Origin of the sequence: Actinomadura physcomitrii (assembly GCF_008923205.2) — a bacterium.
Classification (GTDB): domain Bacteria; phylum Actinomycetota; class Actinomycetes; order Streptosporangiales; family Streptosporangiaceae; genus Spirillospora; species Spirillospora physcomitrii.
Genome location: NZ_WBMS02000067.1, coordinates 1 through 17045, shown reverse-complemented (window position 1 = coordinate 17045; position 17045 = coordinate 1). Strand labels below are relative to the sequence as shown.

11 protein-coding genes are annotated in these 17045 nt (G+C 74.2%); 7 read left to right on the top strand and 4 right to left on the bottom strand.

Annotated elements, in window-relative coordinates:
* Genes F8568_RS44225 through glf form a run of 3 tightly spaced genes read right to left on the bottom strand, consistent with a single transcriptional unit; the run spans position 1 to position 4042 of the window.
* Complete coding sequence (locus tag F8568_RS44225; protein WP_151600135.1) at positions 1–879, bottom strand: ABC transporter permease; 879 nt, start codon at positions 877–879, stop codon at positions 1–3.
* Positions 876–2870: a glycosyltransferase gene (locus F8568_RS44220; RefSeq protein WP_328601311.1), complete on the bottom strand. Its 1995-nt coding sequence runs from the start codon at positions 2868–2870 to the stop codon at positions 876–878. The genes F8568_RS44225 and F8568_RS44220 overlap by 4 nt, the downstream gene beginning before the upstream one ends.
* Positions 2867–4042 (bottom strand): UDP-galactopyranose mutase, encoded by a 1176-nt coding sequence (gene glf, locus F8568_RS44215; protein ID WP_151600134.1) that lies wholly within the window; start codon positions 4040–4042, stop codon positions 2867–2869. The genes F8568_RS44220 and glf overlap by 4 nt, the downstream gene beginning before the upstream one ends.
* 140 nt (positions 4043–4182) lie before the next feature.
* Between glf and F8568_RS44210 the strand changes: the two genes are divergently transcribed.
* From F8568_RS44210 to F8568_RS44195, 4 genes are read left to right on the top strand one after another with little or no spacing between them, the layout of a single operon-like run.
* Entirely contained in the window at positions 4183–5511 is a 1329-nt protein-coding gene (locus tag F8568_RS44210) for a hypothetical protein (RefSeq protein ID WP_151600133.1), read from the top strand.
* A gap of 7 nt (positions 5512–5518) precedes the next feature.
* A complete protein-coding gene (locus tag F8568_RS44205; protein WP_151600132.1) occupies positions 5519–6712 on the top strand; it encodes a hypothetical protein in 1194 nt (397 codons plus the stop codon).
* Positions 6709–7656 carry a glycosyltransferase gene (locus F8568_RS44200; protein ID WP_151600131.1) on the top strand — a complete coding sequence of 316 codons (948 nt, stop codon included), beginning with the start codon at positions 6709–6711 and terminating at the stop codon, positions 7654–7656. The genes F8568_RS44205 and F8568_RS44200 overlap by 4 nt, the downstream gene beginning before the upstream one ends.
* The gene (locus F8568_RS44195) at positions 7634–9244 is read left to right on the top strand and encodes a glycosyltransferase family 39 protein (RefSeq protein ID WP_151600130.1); all 1611 of its coding nucleotides are present in this window, start codon (positions 7634–7636) and stop codon (positions 9242–9244) included. Before F8568_RS44200 ends, F8568_RS44195 begins: the two co-directional genes overlap by 23 nt.
* Here the strand turns inward: F8568_RS44195 and F8568_RS44190 are convergent.
* Positions 9241–10713 (bottom strand): family 43 glycosylhydrolase, encoded by a 1473-nt coding sequence (locus F8568_RS44190; RefSeq protein ID WP_160573998.1) that lies wholly within the window; start codon positions 10711–10713, stop codon positions 9241–9243. The two genes, F8568_RS44195 and F8568_RS44190, sit on opposite strands and share 4 nt — an antisense overlap.
* Before the next feature lie 131 nt (positions 10714–10844).
* On the opposite strand from F8568_RS44190, the gene F8568_RS44185 reads away from it, so the two are divergent.
* The 3 genes from F8568_RS44185 to F8568_RS44175 all read left to right on the top strand — a co-directional run bounded on the left by F8568_RS44185 (position 10845) and on the right by F8568_RS44175 (position 16941).
* Positions 10845–12407: a sulfatase family protein gene (locus F8568_RS44185; protein WP_202126083.1), complete on the top strand. Its 1563-nt coding sequence runs from the start codon at positions 10845–10847 to the stop codon at positions 12405–12407.
* A gap of 52 nt (positions 12408–12459) precedes the next feature.
* Entirely contained in the window at positions 12460–13584 is a 1125-nt protein-coding gene (locus tag F8568_RS44180) for an alpha/beta hydrolase (protein ID WP_151600128.1), read from the top strand.
* A 105-nt stretch (positions 13585–13689) separates the two neighbouring features.
* Positions 13690–16941: a sialidase family protein gene (locus F8568_RS44175; protein WP_151600127.1), complete on the top strand. Its 3252-nt coding sequence runs from the start codon at positions 13690–13692 to the stop codon at positions 16939–16941.
* Positions 16942–17045: the final 104 nt, after the last annotated feature.

The window sequence follows — 17045 nt, the reverse complement described above, 5'->3', positions numbered from 1 at the left end:
CTACAACTCCTGCGCGAATCGCTGCTGGGCACGGGAGAACACCAGGACGCCGGCCGCCAGCACCACCAGCGACGCCGCGAGCGCGACGCCGGCCCGGCCGTACAGCTGCGGCGGGAACTCGAAGAGCTCCGGCGTCGTCGGGTACCAGAACGCCCGCTGGAACAGGCTGACCGCCGACACCAGCGGGTTCGCCAGGTACAGGTCGAGCACCCAGCCGGGCGCCTGATCCCGGACGTGCACCCACGGATAGATCATCGGCACCGACCAGGTGATGACGATCATCAGGATGTCGACGACCTGCTCGAGGTCGCGGAAGAACACGTTGACGCCCGCGCACAGCAGCCCTAGCCCGAGCCCGAGGACCACAACGATCGCGAAGGCGAGGACGGCGGCGGCGAGCCCGGCCGGGTCCGGCCGCCACCCGTAGGACAGCGCCCCGGCCAGCATGATGGCGAAGCCGGGCAGGAAGTGCACCAGCGACACCAGCAGCGACGCCATCGGGAACAGCTCGCGCGGCAGGAACACCTTCTTGATCAGCGGCGCGTTGCCGGTGATCGAGCGGGTGCACGAGTGCAGCGTCTCGGTGAACAGGTTGATCAGCACCATCCCCGAGAACAGGTAGACCGGGAAGTGGTGGACCCGCTTGCTCATGCCGAGGAAGACCCCGACGACGAAGAAGTACACCGAGAAGTGCACCGCCGGCCGGACGTAGGACCAGCCGAGCCCGAGCAGCGACCCCTTGTAGCGGGCCTTCAGCTCGCGGCGCACCAGCAGGCGGAGCAGGTAGCGGTCCTTCAGCGCGCGCCGCAGCCCGCCGTCGGTGCCGGGGGCGACCAGCGGGGGGAGTTCGGCGGGCGGGGCGGCGTCGACCGCGCTCACCCGCGCGCCGATCCGGAGGCGTCGAACGTCTCCCGCCAGGCCTCGGGCGAGGCGAGCTGGTCCGCGGCGGCGCGGTAGCGCTCGGCGAGCGCGTCCCACTCGCGGGTCAGCTTCGCGTGCAGCAGGCCGCTGCGCCGCATCACGGACCGGAACCGCTTCGGGTCGCGCTGGTACCAGTGGACCTTCGTGCCGTCCGCCGACGACACCAGCGCGCTGTCGAACTTCGACAGCATGCCCCAGTGCTGGTCGATGTGCGGCACGGCGGCCTGCGGGTTGCGCAGCGCCTCCTCGTCCACCGGGCCGAGGTGCTTGATCGCGCTGCTCAGCGCGGTCTTGATCACCTTGGTGCGGCCCTTGGGCGGGGCGGGGTTGCGGCCGCGCTTGGGCGGCTTGCTGCGCCGCACCGTCGGGAAGTCCTCGACGCTGCCGCGGGCCTGCGCGTCGGTGAACCCGGCGCGCACCGCCCGCACCTCGGAGATCTTGGTGACCATCCCGGCGTGCATGTGCGCCGGGCCCTTCAGCACGTCCTCCAGCGCCATGATCATTAGCTCGGCGGTGGAGTACTGCATGGCCAGCGCGTGCTTCACCGAGATGATGAAGCTCTCCTTCAGCAGGTTGCCGCCGTGCTCGTACGGGGAGTGCAGCAGCGCGGTGACCAGCCGGTTGCGCCAGTGGTAGTACGCCTGCCAGTCGACGCCGTCGTCCTTGTCCTGCCACGGGACGTGCCAGGCCGCGACCCCGGGCAGCGACACCGTCGGGAAGCCCGCGGCCTGCGCCCGCACCCCGTACTCGGCGTCGTCCCACTTGATGAACATCGGCATCGAGAGCCCGATCTTGCCGATCACCTCGACCGGGATCAGGCACATCCACCAGCCGTTGTAGTCGGCGTCGACGCGGCGGTGCAGCCACGGCGTCTCGCGCAGCGTGTTGCCCTCCTCCGCGAAGTCGTGCTCGCGCCAGGTGTGCGCGGCGGGGCCCCACCACCAGCGGTACCGCTCGATCGTCTCGCCGAAGGCGTGCAGCTGCCCGCGGACGTAGAGGTTGAACATGTGCCCGCCGACGATCGTCGGCGTCTTGGCGTGGTCGGCGAACGCGACCGCGCGCAGCACGCCCTCGGTCTCGGTCACCACGTCGTCGTCCAGCAGCAGGACGTAGTCGCTGCGGCCGGCGCGGACCGTCTCGTCCATCGCCCGCGAGAACCCGCCGGAGCCGCCGAGGTTGCCCTGGTCGATGACGCGCAGCCGGCCGCCGAGCCCGTCGGCGGCCGCGGCGAAGTCGGGGTGGTCCTCGATCCGATCGGTGCCCTGGTCGACGACGAAGATCTCGTCGACGACGTCCAGCACCTCCGGGGCCTCGCCGAGCGCGAGGAGCTGCTCCACGCAGAACGCGGGCCGGTTGTAGGTGGTGATGCCGATGCTGACGGTGCCCTGCCGGGTCACCTCGGGCGCCGCCGCGCACCACTCGGCGCGCTCCAGCACCGCCGTGCGCTCGCCGGCGAGCACGTCGAACCAGTACCAGCCGCCGTCCACGAACGGCTGGAGCGGCAGGTCGAACGTGCGCTCCTCCGCCGACTCGCAGTCCACCCGGACGGACGCGACGCGGTGCACGTGGCCCTTGGCGCTGGACCGGTAGACGATGACGGTGGCGTCGCCGCGCAGCCGGACCCGCAGGACGGCGTCGTCCACGTGCGTCCAGCGGCGCCAGTACCCGGCGGGGAAGGCGTTGAAGTACGTCGCGAACGACACCCGCTGCCCGACCGGGACGACGACCGCGCGGCGGCCCACGCTGTCGGCGCGCCCGGCGGCGCCCTCGGCGGCGGGGCGGTCGCCGATGCCGGCCTCGACCGCGGTCTCCTCGGCGAGGGCCTCCGCGCCCCGGACGATCTGCCCCTCCACGTACAGGGCGAGGACGTCCAGGTCGCGGCCGACCGGCAGGACGACGCGCTGCAGGGTGCGCAGCGGCGCCTCGCCGCCGTCGAATCGTGCTGTCACTCGTCCGCTCCTCCGCTGACCAGGCGGGCGCCCTCGGTGAAGTGGGGCCGCAGCCGGTTGTCGACCATGCTGAGCGCACTGGCGATCGCCATGTGCATGTCGAGGTACTTGTAGGTGCCGAGGCGGCCGCCGAACACGACGCCGTCCTCGCCCCGGGCCAGCTCCCGGTAGCGCAGCAGCCGGGCCCGGTCCTCGGGGGTGTTGATGGGGTAGTACGGCTCGTCGCCGCGGGCCGCGAACCGCGAGTACTCCCGCATGATCACCGTCTTGTCGCGCGGGTACCAGTCGCGCTCGGGGTGGAAGTGGCGGAACTCGTGGATGCGGGTGTAGGGGATGTCCTCGTCGGCGTAGTTCATGACGGGGGTGCCCTGGAAGTCGCCGGTCGGCCGGACCTCGGTCTCGAAGTCCAGCGTGCGCCAGCCGAGCTCGCCCTCGGCGAAGTCGAAGTAGCGGTCGAGCGGGCCGGTGTAGACGACCGGGACGCGCCCCGCGACGTCGCCGCGCATGTCGAAGAAGTCGGTGTTCAGCCGCACCTCGATGTTCGGGTGGTCGGCCATCCGCTCCAGCCAGGCGGTGTACCCGTCGACGGGCAGGCCCTCGTATGTGTCGTTGAAGTACCGGTTGTCGAACGTGTACCGCACGGGCAGCCGCGTGATGATCTCGGCGGGCAGGTCGCGGGGGTCGGTCTGCCACTGCTTCGCCGTGTAGCCGCGCACGAACGCCTCGTAGAGCGGGCGCCCGATCAGCGAGATCGCCTTCTCCTCCAGGTTGCGGGGCTCGGCGCCGCCGGGGAGCCCCGCCTGCCCGGCGATCAGCTCGCGCGCCTCGTCCGGGGACATGACGCGGCCGAAGTACTCGCAGACCGTGCCGAGGTTGATCGGCATCGGGTAGACGCGGCCCTTGAAGGTCGAGTAGACGCGGTGCTGGTAGCCGGTGAACTTCGTGAACCGGTTGACGTAGTCCCACACCCGCTCGTTGGAGGTGTGGAAGAGGTGCGCGCCGTAGCGGTGGATCTCGATGCCGGTCTCCGGCTCGGGCTCGCTGTAGGCGTTGCCGCCGATGTGGTCGCGGCGGTCCAGGACGAGCACGCGCAGTCCGAGCTCGGTCGCGCAGCGTTCGGCCACGGTGAGCCCGAAGAACCCCGTGCCGACAACGACAAGATCAACGTTCACTGGAGGACGTCCATCTCCATGCGGGGGGACGGGCAGGGATGGGGCCGGAAGCCCTGAGGACAAACTGCGCCAATGGTGCAGATGCACGGCTAAGATACCCGCTGTTCCATCGGCGGACGTACAAGTACTCAAGGAATGCGGTGGCGGCACCTTCACCGGGCGCGCCCGCGCGCTCGCCGCGTCCCGTGGTGTACCTCCACGTGGGAGCGGCCAAGAGCGGGACCACGTACCTGCAGAACATTCTGTGGCACAACCGCGAACGCCTGCGCGAGGCCGGCTTCCTCTACCCGGGCTACGACGAGGCCGAGCACGTCCGCGCCGCGTTCGACCTCCGGCAGGCGTTCTTCGGCACCGCGTCCGACCCGCTCATCGACGGCGCCTGGACCCGGCTGGTCGAGGAGGCCCGCGGCTGGAGCGGCACCACGATCATCTCGCAGGAGCTGTTCGCGCCCGCGTTCCGCGCGCACGTGAAGCGCGCCCTCGCCGACCTCGACTTCGCCGAGGTGCACGTCGTCTTCACCGTCCGCGACCTCGCCCGGCAGATCCCCGCGCACTGGCAGGAGGACGTCAAGAACCGCTGGACCACCACGTTCGCCCAGTTCATGGCGGCGCTGCGGCGCCCGGACTGGCGGGCGTCCAAGGTCGCCCGGCTGTTCTGGGGGCTCCAGGACCCGGTCGAGATCCTCGCCCGCTGGGGCGAGCACCTGCCGCCCGAGCACGTCCACGTGGTGACGCTCCCGCGCCCCGGCGCCCCCCGCGACCTGCTGTGGCGGCGGTTCTGCCAGGCGCTCGGCCTTCCGCCGGACACCTGCGACCCGAACGCCGGGTTCGCCAACCCGTCGCTCGGGCTGCCGGAGACGCAGCTGCTGCTCCGCCTGAACCGGGCCCTCGACCGCGAGAGCGCCGACTGGCACTTCTACAACGAGGAGATGAAGCACCACCTCGCGCAGTCCGTGCTGACCAGGCGGGAGAACACCATCCGCATCCCGCTGCCCGCCGAGGACCACGCGTGGGCCGTGGAACGCGCCGAGCGGATGGTCGAGGCGCTGTCCGGCACCGGCTACGACCTGATCGGCGACCTGGACGAGCTGGTGCCGGCGCCCGCCCCCGCGGACGGCCGCCGGCACCCCGACGACCCCTGCTGGGCGGACATCACCGACGCGAGCGGCGACGCCGTCGCGGCGGTGCTGCGCCGGATCGACGAGTGCGAGGCGGAGATCGCGCGGCTCCCCGACGCCGGGCTCGGCACGCCCGAGCTGCTCGACCTGCTCGTCGCCGACGCCCGCGCGCTGCGCGAGCGCGTCGACGCCCTCAAGGACGGAACGGTCCCGGTGGTGAAGCGCGCCGTCCGGACCCTGAGCGAGCGCCACGCCGTGGTCGCCCGCTTCCGCGAGGCGTACTGGCAGGTGCAAGAGGAACGCAGGCAGGCCGCCGGGGGGACCGGCGCCGCAGAGACGACCCCGAGGTGACCGACACATGACCCCACCGGAGACCGGCAAGGCCGTCTACCTCCACGTCGGCGCGCCGACGGCGGGCGGGGCGTTCCTGCAGCGCGTGCTCTGGGAGAACCAGCGGCGCCTCGGCGCGGCCGGCGTCCGCTACCCCGTCACCGGGCCGCTGGAGCACTTCGGCGCCGTGATGGACCTGCGCGAGATGACCTGGGGCGGGCACCGCGACCCCGCCTGGGACGGGGCGTGGAACCGCGTCGCCAAGCGCGCCCGCGAATGGCACGGGGACCGCGTCGTCCTGTCGCAGGAGCTGCTGGGCGGCGCCACCGAGGAGCAGGCGAAGCGGGCCGTCGAGTCGTTCGGCGACGCGGACGTGCACGTCGTGTTCGTCACCCGCGACCTCGGCACCCAGCTCGTCCTCGACTGGCAGGAGCAGATCCGGCACACCCACACCATCCCGTTCGGGCAGTTCGTCGGCGACCTCATCGAGCACGGCATCGACGCGCCCGAGCCGTTCGGCGAGATGTTCTGGGGGCTGCACGACCCCGTCCGGGTGCTGCGGACGTGGGAGGCGGCGGTCCCCCGCGAGCGGATCCACGTCGTCACCCTCCCGGCGCCGGGCGAGCGGCCCGGGCTGCTGTGGACCCGGTTCTGCGAGGTCTCCGGCATCGAGCCGGACGCGTGCGAGACGGCCGGCGTCCCGGAGGGCGAGCCGCTGTCGGTACTGGAGGCCGAGCTGCTGCGCCGGCTCAACGTCCGGCTCGCCCCGGCGCTCGGCGGCGACTACGAGCGGATCGTCGGCGCCCACCTCACCGGCGGCGCCTTCGCCGCGGCAGCCGGGCCGGGCGGGCGGGCGCCGATGGGCCTGCCGCCCGAGCACGCCGCCTGGGCGGCGCAGCGCACCCGCCAGATCGTCGCCGCGCTGCGCGTCGCCGGGTACCGGGTGCACGGCGACCTGGACGAGCTGACCTCCGCCCGCGGTCCCGCGACCGCGCTGCAGCCCCGCGACCTGCCCGAGTCCGAGGTCGCCGAGGCGGCGACGAACGTGATCGTGCACCTGCTGGAGCGGCTCTCGCAGGCGCGGGAGCGGGTCGGGCTCGCGCAGCTGCGCGCCGACCTCACCGGGGTGCAGGAGGGCCTCGGCAGGCTGCTGGAGGTCGCGTCCGCCCAGCCCGCGCCGGCGCTGCGCCGGGCCGTCCGCCGGGCGGGCATGGGCCGATGAGCCCGGTCGTCGCGGCGGTGGTCGTCACCTACAACCGGATCTCGCTGCTGGCCGAGGCGCTCGCCGCCCTCGGCGCGCAGACCCGCCCGCCGGACCGGGTCGTCGTGGTGGACAACGCGTCCGGCGACGGCACCGCGGACATGGTGCGGGCCCGGTTCCCGGAGGCCGAGCTGCTGGAGCTGTCGCGCAACACCGGCGGCGCGGGCGGTTTCGCGGCGGGCATCGCGCAGGCCCTCAGGGGCGGCGCCGACTGGCTCTGGCTGATGGACGACGACACCGTCCCCGAGCCGGGCGCGCTCGACGCGCTGCTGAGGGCGGCGGGCGACGGCGGGGACGGCGCGGAGGCGCCGGTGCTGGTCGGCAGCCGGGTCGTGTGGACGGACGGCCGCGACCACCCGATGAACACCCCGCGGCAGAAGCCCCGGGCGTCCGCCGCGGAGCGCGCGCGGGCCGAGGCGGTGAACGGCTATCCCGTCCGCTCCGCCTCGTTCGTGTCGATCCTGGTGGACGCGGCGCGGGTCCGCGAGCGCGGGCTGCCGATCGCCGACTACTTCCTGTGGAACGACGACTTCGAGTTCACCATGCGGCTGCTGCGCGGCCGCCGCGGGCTGGTCTGCCGCGACAGCGTCGTGGTGCACAAGACCAGGACGTTCGGGTCGACCGACGCCGATCCGGGCGACCGCTTCTACTTCGAGGTCCGCAACAAGATCTGGCTGTTCGCCGGCAGCCGCGGGCTCGCCCCGGCGGAGCGGGTGCTGTACGCCGGGTCGACGCTGCGGCGCTGGGCCCGCACCTTCGCCGGATCCCGGGACCGCGCCGTGCTGCGCCGCGCCCTGGCGCGCGGCGTCCGCGAAGGGCTGCTCAGCCGTCCGAGACCGACCGCCGACCTGCTGCGCGAGGCCGGCCTGGAGGTACTTCCCGATGACGCGCCTCGCCCTCGATAGTCCCACCCGGGACGAGGCCCACCGGCGCGCGCGGTGGCTCGCCGGGCCGGCGGCGCCGCTGGCCGCGGCGGTCGCGGCGCTGGCCGTCACCGTCGCGGGGATCGGCGGCCCGGCGTTCTGGCTGGACGAGGCGGCCACGGTCAGCGTGACCGGCCGGCCCGCCGGGCAGATGCTGCGCGTCTTCCACCATCTCGACCTCGTCCACGCCCTCTACTACCTGATCATGCGGCCGTGGGTGCTGGTCTTCGGCGACGGCGAGGTGGCGCTGCGGTTGCCGAGCGCGCTGGCCACCGCGGCCGCCGCCGCCGGGACCGTGCTGATCGGGCGGCGCTGCGCGGGCCCGCTCGCGGGGCTGTTCGCCGGGCTCGCCTACGCGGTCTCCGTCGCCGCCTCCAAGTACGCGATCGAGGCCCGCTCGTACGCCATGGTGACGGCGGTGGCGGTGCTCGCCACCTACCTGCTCGTCCGGGGCGCCGGCCCGGGAGGGCGGCATCCGTGGCGCTGGTTCGCGGGCTACGGCGTCGCGGTCGCGGTCCTCGGCCTCCTCAACCTCGACGCCCTGCTGCTGCTCCCGGCGCACGGCGTCACGCTGCTGGCGACACGGGGCAAGGCGCCCCGGACGTGGCTGCGGTGGCCGGTCTGCGGCGGCCTCGCCGGCGCCGCCCTGATCCCGTTCGTGCTGGCCGCGCAGAGCCAGTCCGACCAGGTCAACTGGCTGCCGAAGCCGAAGCTGATCACCGTGTGGCGGCTCCTGAAGTTCATGACCGGCAACCAATGGCTGGTCGTGCCGATCCTGGCACTGGCGGTGGCCGGCGCCGTCGCGGGCTTCCGGGCGCGCGGCAAGGACTCCGGCGCGTCCCTCATCGCCGTCGCGGTGCCGTGGCTGCTGCTGCCTCCGGCGGTGCTGATCGCCGTGTCGCTGGTGGCCGACCCCATGTTCATCGACCGGTACGTGCTGTTCTGCCTGCCCGCGCTGTCCCTGCTCACCGGCGCGGGCCTCGCGCTGCTCGCGGGCGCCGGCCGTCCTCCCGCGGGCGCCCTGCTCGCGGCGGCGGTGGCGGTCGCGCTGGTCGCGGCGTCGGTGCCCACCCATCTGGCCGCCCGGCGGCAGGACGCGAAGCTGGACGACCTGCGCACGCCCGCCGACGTCGTCCGCCGCGAGGCGCACCGGGGGGACGCGATCCTCTACCTCGGCGCCGTCGTGCGCTGGGACGCCGCCGCCTACCCGGGCGCGTTCGGCCGGCTCGACGACGTCGGGATGGCCGAGGACCCGGTGCGCGCGGGCACCATCACGGGCCGGGACAAGTTTCCGAACGAGCTGCGCGCCCCCCTCAGCCGGGCGCAGCGCCTGTGGGTGATGGGCAGCCGGTCGCTCGGCAAGCGCCCGGGGCCCCTGGTGGTGCGGCGCCGGCTGATGGTCCGGGCCACCGGCCCCTGGCGGATCGCCCGCGTCTGGACGTACAAGGGCGGGAGGCTGACGCTGTACGTGCGCACCGGCCCGTACGAGTCCCCGTCGAAGCCGCACGGGCCCGCCGCGAAGCCGCACCGGACGGCGCCCAAGAAACCCGCGAAGCCCGCGAAGAGCTAGCGGACTTCCAGGTAGTCGATCTGGCCCTGGCCGTCGCCGCGCGCCAGCCCGAGGGTGTTCCAGCCCGCGTTCAGGTCGACCTGCACCTCGGTGGACGTCCAGTCCGACCCCTCCGTCTTGCGGAGCGTGAGCGTCGTCTCCGGGGTCCCGTTCACCGAGAACCGCAGGTGGGACTCGTTCCCCGACCGGTTGGCGTACGCGACCTTCACCGCGTACCGCCCGGCGGCGGGCGCGAGGACCGGGACGTCGAGGCCGCAGCCGTCCCGGTCGAACGGGCCCGCGACGCGCCCGCCCGAGGCGTTCGGCCGCGGCAGCGCGGAGACGCAGCCGTTGAGCCGCCCCTGCTCGGCCTCGTAGCGCGTGGGGACGCCCTGCAGGACGGGTCGCGGGCCGTTCCACGCGAGTGCCGCGACGTACATGCCGCGCCGGATGTGCTTGCCGGAGCGGTAGTCCAGCAGTCCGTGGAATACCAGGTGGTCGCCGCTCGCGTCGGTCACGACGCTCGCCCCGCCCGGTCCCTTGACGTCGTCGCCGTACCGGCCGGTGCTCTGCAGCGGCTCCTTCGCCTTCTCGTAGGGCCCGTCCAGCGACGCGGACACGGCGTACCTGGTCTGGTAGTTCGTCTCGAAGTACCAGCCGGCCGAGTAGAGCAGCACGTACTTGCCGCCCCGGAAGACGAGCGCCGGGGACTCGACCAGCACCGGGTCGTCCTTCCCGCGCGCCATGATCTTGCGCGGCGGGCCGGCGAGGTACAGGCCGTCCGGGCTGAGCCGCACCAGCCAGATCGCGGCGGTCTTGCGGGCGTCGGTCTTGTAGAGCAGGTAGCGGGTGCCGTCCCGGTCGACGAACGAGGACGGGTCGATGGCGCCGCCGAGGTCGAGCGGGCACACCAGCGGATCGCCGTCCAGGGCGACGAACGGGCCCGCCGGGGACGACGCGGTCGCCACCCCGATGCACTGCTTGTCCTTCTCCTTGTGGCGCGCGGTGAAGTAGAGCACGTAGCCGCCGTTGCCGGCGCCGGGCGGGACCACCTCCGGCGCCCACGTCCGGCCGCCGGTGGCCCAGGACGGCAGCCGGACCAGGCCGTCGGAGGCGCGCCGCTTCCACGGGCCGGTGATGTCGGGGGCGGACGCGACCGGCATGTTGGCGCCGGCGTCGTTGGTGCCGTAGGCGTAGTACGCGTCGCCCGCCTTGATCACCGACGGGTCGGCGAACGAGGAGTCGATCACGGGCTCGCGGGGCGAGTAGCCCGGCGCCGTGACCGGGGCGGTCGCCGCGCCCTGCGGGGCGGCCGGCACGGCGGCGCCGGACCGGCCGGACGGGCGCGCTCCGGTCCGGGACGTCCCGGCGGCGCACCCGGTGCAGAGCAGCAGGGCGAGGGCCAGGACGGCGGCCGCCGCGCTCGCGACCGCGCGGGCCACGGGGCTCGCGACCGCGCGGGGCACGGGGCGGACCGTTCGCAGCCTCACCTGACCTCCCCTTCGCCCACCCGCATGATGCCAACAATCACCAACTCTGGCGAACCACCAGGCAACCACCCGAATCACACGTAAGGCTGGGTACCCTGCTGGCGGGGTTGTTGATCGAGGAGAGGCGGACGTTGATCCGGGAACAGCGGTGCGAGCCGCCTTCGGCGACCCTCCGCACCCGCCGTCCCCGTGCCCGCCCGGCCCGCGGCCGGGCGGCCCTCGCGCTCCTGCTCACCGCCGTCCTCGCCGCCGCCCTCGCGGCCTGCTCCGGCGGGAGCGGCGGGCGGCACCGCGTCGCCGCCACCCAGCCCGCCAAGAAGCCGAACATCATCTTCGTGCTCACCGACGACCTGTCGTGGAACCTCATCGCGCACATGCCGCAGGTGCAGAAGATGCAGCGGGACGGCCTGACGTTCGACAAGTTCTTCATGGCGGACTCGCTGTGCTGCACGTCCCGGGCGACCATCTTCACCGGGCGCTACCCGCACAACACCAAGGTCCGCACCAACTTCCCGCCGCTCGGCGGCTACAAGGTCTTCCAGCAGAACGGCGGCGAGCAGAACTCGTTCGGGCCCGCCCTGCAGAACGCCGGGTACCGGACCGCGTTCCTCGGCAAGTACATGAACGGCTACCTCCCCGGCGACAAGCAGGGCGGCCCCCGCCCGTTCGTGCCGCCCGGCTGGAGCGAGTGGTACGTCGCGGGCAACGGCTACCCCGAGTACGACTACAACCTGAACGAGAACGGCCGCCTCATCAACTACGGCCACCGGCCGCAGGACTACCTGACCGACGTCCTGGCGGACAAGGGCACCGACTTCGTGCAGCGCGCCGGCGGCTCGGCCAAGCCGTTCTTCATGGAGATCTCCACGTTCGCGCCGCACGGCCCGTTCGTGTCCGCGCCCCGGTACGCCGACAAGTTCACCGGCCTGAAGGCGCCCCGGTCGCCGGCGTTCAACGAGAAGGACGTCCGCGACAAGCCGTCCTGGCTGCGCAAGCACCCCAAGCTCGGCAAGCGCGCGATCGCCCGGATCGACGAGGGGTTCCGCGACCGGGTCCGGATGGTGCAGTCCGTCGACGACATGATCGGCCGCATCCGCGGCGAGCTGGCGACGCTCGGCATCGACCGCGACACCTACGTGGTCTTCGGCTCCGACAACGGCTTCCACATGGGCGAGCACCGGCTCGCCGGCGGCAAGATGACCGCGTTCGACGTCGACATCCACGTCCCGTACATCGTCACCGGGCCCGGCGTCGGCGCGGGACGCCATGTCGGCGCGTTCGCGCAGAACACCGACCTCGCCCCCACCTTCCTCGGGCTCGCCGGGCTGCCCGCGCCGGCGGGCGCCGACGGCCGGTCGCTGGTGCCGTTCCTGCGCGGCGAGACGCCCGGCGGCTGGCGGCAGGCGGCGCTGATCGAGCACGTCAAGCCCGCGCCGTCGCGCGACGACCCGGACCTGCAGGACTCCGCGCCCGGCGCGCCGACGACCTACAACGCGATCCGCACGAACGACGCGCTCTACGTCGAGTACGCCGACGGCGAGCGCGAGTACTACGACCTGGCACGCGACCCGAACGAGCTGGACAACGCCGCGAAGCGGCTGCCCGAGGAGCGGCGGCGGCAGCTGTCGGAGCAGCTGAACGCCCTCGTCCGGTGCTCGGGGGAGAGCTGCGCGTCCGCGGGGCGGGCCCAGTGAGCCGGACCGGTTCGGCCGGGCCCGGCGGCCCGGCGAGGGGGGAGCACGACCCATGCAGCTGACCGGCACGGCCTTCGTGGTCCTCGTCTGCCTGCTCGCCGTGGCGGCGCTGGCCGGCACGCTGTGGGCGCTGCCGAAGATCACCGGCCGCGGGCCCGGCGCGCAGGCCGCCCGCGGCGGGCTGCTGGTCGGCTGCCAGCTCTTCATCACGCTCGCCCTCGTCACCGGGATGAACGCCTACTTCGTCTTCTACAACAGCTGGAGCGACCTGCTCGGCCGGCTGGACGGGCCCGTCGCGGTGCACGGCGCCAAGGCGGGCCAGGGCGCCCTGGCGAGCGGCCCGCTCGCGCGGACCGTCTCGCCGCTGTCGGTGAAGCAGGGCCTGCACGACCCGGAGCGGGACGGGCGGCTGGAGCAGACGACGATCCGCGGCGCGCGGACGGGCCTGCAGGTGCAGGCGTTCGTGTACCTGCCGCCGCAGTACTTCCAGCCGCAGTTCAAGACCCGCCGGTTCCCGGTGGCGCTCGTCCTCGCCGGCTACCCGGGCGACCCGCGCGGCATCATCGAGCGGCAGGCGATGGTGAAGCTCGCCGCCAAGGACATGCGCAACGGAACGATCCAGCCGACCGTCTACGTCATCACCCGGACGATGGTCGCCCCGCCGCGCGACACCGAGTGCACCGACGTGCCGAGTGGGCCGCAGTCCCTCGCGTTCTTCGCGCAGGACGTCCCGAAGGCGCTGAGCGCGACCTACCGGCTGGCGGCCGACGAGCAGGGCTGGGGGGTGATGGGCCAGTCGACGGGCGGCTACTGCGCGGTGAAGCTGGCCATGCTGCACTCCGACCGGTTCGCGGCGGGCGCGTCCCTCGGCGGCTACCTGCACGCGATCAAGGACCCGACGACCGGCGAGCTGTACGGCGGCAGCGCGAAGGTCCGCAACGACAACGACCTGCTCTGGCGGGTGCGGCACCTGCCGTCCCCGCCGACGTCGGTCCTGCTGGCCTCCAGCAAGGTCGAGAAGGGCTACCGGCAGGCGCAGCAGTTCATCCAGGCGGCGAAGCCGCCGCTGCGGGTGGACACGCTGTTCCCCGACGACGGCGGCCACAACTTCGGCACGTTCACCCGCCTGACGCCCGAGATCATGCAGTGGATGAACGGCCGGCTGAAGGCCGGGTGACGGCGGCAGGTTCCGCGACGCGGCCGGGGCGAATGCCCATTATCATCGCTCACGACATCGGACACGCGGGCGACGTGTACGTGACCTCAGGCTGGGAGTGCGGGCGTGACTTCGACCGGAAAGCAGGACGGCGACCACGGGCCCGGGCAGGGAGAGGTCGAGCGTCCCGACGCCGGGCGGCCCGGGCAGGCGCCGCCGCCTCCCCAGTGGCTGGCCGGGCAGGGCCCGTCCGGCGCCACGCCGCTGCTGCCCGAGCCGGCGGAGCAGCCGCCGCCGTTCGGGGAGCCGCTGCCCGAGCCGGAGGACGACGAGTCCGACCGGACGATCAGCGACATCGACATCAGCGGGATGATGCGCACGCAGGTGTTCTCGAGCGGGAACCAGGGCGAGGGCGGCGGCGGTGAGCCCGCCGTTCCTCCGCCGTTCCCCGGCGCGCCGGGTGCCGCGCCCGCCGGCCCGGCCCCCGGTGGACCGGCCCCCGGTGGACCGGTCGGCGACCAGACCATCCTGGACGCCTCCGCCTGGCTCGGGAACACGGGCCGCGGTGACGACGAGGATGACGATGCGGACGTCACCCGCGTGGAACGGCCCGCCGCCTCCCGGCAGCCGCCGGCCCCGCAACCGCCCGCGCCGCAGCCGCCGGCGCCGCAACCGCCGGCCCCGCAGCCGCCCGCGCCGTTCCCCCACGCCCAGGACGTGCCCACCCCGCCCCCGGCGGCGCCCGAGCCGTTCCCGTGGGCGCAGGAGATCCCCGGCAACCCGCAGGCCGCGCTGCCGCCCACGCCGCAGCCCGCCCCGCCGCAGCCCACCCCGCCGTTCCCCGGCCCCGGGCAGCCCGGCCCCGCGCAGCCCGCGCACGAACCGTTCCCCTGGGCGCAGGAGATCCCGGACAACAAGCCCGTGCTCGGCGGGCCCGAGCCGTTCCCCTACGCCCAGGAGATCCCGGGCGTCCCCTCGCAGCAGCTCCCCGGCCCGCAGGCGGCACCGCCCGGCCCGCCCGTCACGCCCGCGCCCCCGACGATCGAGGAGCCGTGGCGCACCGAGCCGGCGAAGAAGAAGGGCGCGAAGCGGTCCAAGAAGCCGATCCTCATCGGCGTCGCCGGGCTGGCGGCCGTCGCCGTCCTCGCGGGCGGCGGCTACTACTTCGTCTCCCAGAGCGGCGGTGACGACGACGGCGGCACCGCCGCGGGCGTCCGGCTCGCCGGGTCGCTGTTCGCGGCCGGGCAGGGCGACCACGACGGGCTCGACCAGCGGCTGACCGACGTCGCGGCGGCCGGCTCGACCGTGGTGGCCGTCGGCGCGGAGTCCGGCGTGGACGGCTCGCGCCCCGAGTTCCTCGTCTCCTCCGACGGAGGCAGGACCTTCACGTCCGCCGAGGTCAAGGGCACCGGCGGCACCCCGGACGACACGCCCCGGCTGGTCGGCGGCGGCGGGCACGGCTGGGTCGCGATCGGCGCCGGCACGGCCGGCCCCGTGCTGTGGACGAGCCAGGACGGCAAGAGCTGGACGCGGCAGCCCGACCAGGCCGCGCTGCCGTTCGGCGGGCACACGAGGGTGAAGCAGGTCATCGGCACCGGCGACGGGTTCATGGCGATCGGCTCCTCGTCCAAGAAGGGCGACTTCAGCGACGCCGAGCCCGCCGTCTGGACGTCCGGCGACGGCGCGAGCTGGGCCATCAAGAGCGGCGGCCAGCTCGGCCTGCCGGTGCGGAACGGGCAGCTCACGCTGGTCACGGCGGCGGCGTCGGGGAACGCGGTGGTCGTCGAGGCGATCCACGCGCCGGACCCGAAGAAGCCCGCCCGGTTCCGCCGCACGTTCCGCTCGGAGGACGGCGGGAGCACCTGGGACACCACCGAGGTGCCCACGCCGAAGGGCACGCACGGCCTGATGGTCGGCGGCGGCCCCACCGGCTTCCTCGCCATCCGCGAGGTCAAGGGCCCCTACGGGCAGGCGTTCACGTCCAAGGACGGCAAGACCTGGACGAAGGCGGGGCAGCTCAAGGCGTCCGGCTACCGGAGCGTCTCGACCGTGCTCGGCGACGCGAACGGGTTCGCGGCGATCGTCGTGCGGGGCCGCGACCTCCTGGTGTCGCGCAGCGCGGACGGCAACACCTGGCAGGACGCGGGCTCCGTCCCGGCCCAGCCCGGCCGCACGGTGCGGTCGTCGGCGTCGGCCGCCGGGCAGAGCGTCGTCGTCGGCTTCCAGAACGGCGGCGGCGACCAGAACGCCATGCTCACCGTGCTCGACGCCAAGGGGGCCGAGGTCCCGGTCGACCTGGCGAAGGTGCCGGGCGCGGTGCGCCGCGACCACACCGTCACCGCGCTCGGCTCCGACGGGGGCAAGACCGTCGCGGTGGGCAGCACGGGCGGCGATGCGGCCGCGTGGGTCTCCGGCGACGGGAAGACGTGGACGCGCGCGCAGGGCGCCGGCGCCGCGTTCTCCCGCCCCGGCGGGCAGCGGCTGCTCAGCGTCGCCGCGGGCAGGCAGGGGTGGCTGGCGGTCGGGTTCGACCGGGCCGCGCCGCACCGGCCGCTCGTCGTGACCTCGTCCGACGGCTCGGGCTGGCAGGCCGCGGACGGCGCGGAGGCGTTCCGTCCCGGCCGGAGCCAGCTCGCGACCTACGCCACCGCGGCGGGACCGGCCGGCTACGTGATCGTCGGCGACGACGGCGCGTCCGCCGCCACCTGGTTCTCCGCCGACCTGAAGACGTGGGAGCGCGGCAGGGGCGTCGGGAACAGCGGGCTGAACGCGCTGCCGAACTCCGACCGCTGGCTGCGCTCGGTCGCCGCGGGCGGGTTCGGGTTCGCGGCCGCGGGCGGGCTGCGCGACCCCGCCGCCAAGGCCGCCACCGCCGACCGGCCGGCCGTGTGGACCTCGCAGGACGGCAAGCAGTGGACGCTGAAGCAGCTTCCGCTGCCGTCCGGCACGACGGACGGGTCGCTGACGCGGGTCAGCGCGCAGGGCAACACGATCGTGGCGGCCGGTGAGGGGCGGACGCCGTCCGGCACGGTCGCGCTCGGCTACGTGTCCGCCGACGGCGGCCGCACCTGGAAGGCGGTGCAGTTGCCGTCGCCGGCCGGCGCGAAGGCCGTGCGGGTCACCGCGCTGGCCGCGACCGGCGCCGGGTTCTCCGCGGCGGGCACGACGGGCGACGCGGGCTCGGCCGACGTGGTGGCGTGGAAGTCCGCGGACGGCGCGTCCTGGACGGTCTCGACCCCGTCCGGCAAGGGGCTGGCGGGCCCCGGCGACCAGGAGATCACCGGGCTGGCGGCGGCGGGCGGGACGCTGCTCGGCGTCGGCGGCACCGCGGACGACGACGGCGGGCAGCCCGTCCTGTGGAGCCGCCCGGCCAAGTAGGAGCGGAAGCCCGGCCGGGCCGTCAGCCCTCGCGGGGGTCGGCGGCGGCGGGGTCGTGCGCGCCGTAGCCCGGCCAGATGTCGTAGCCGGTCTGGACGTCGTCG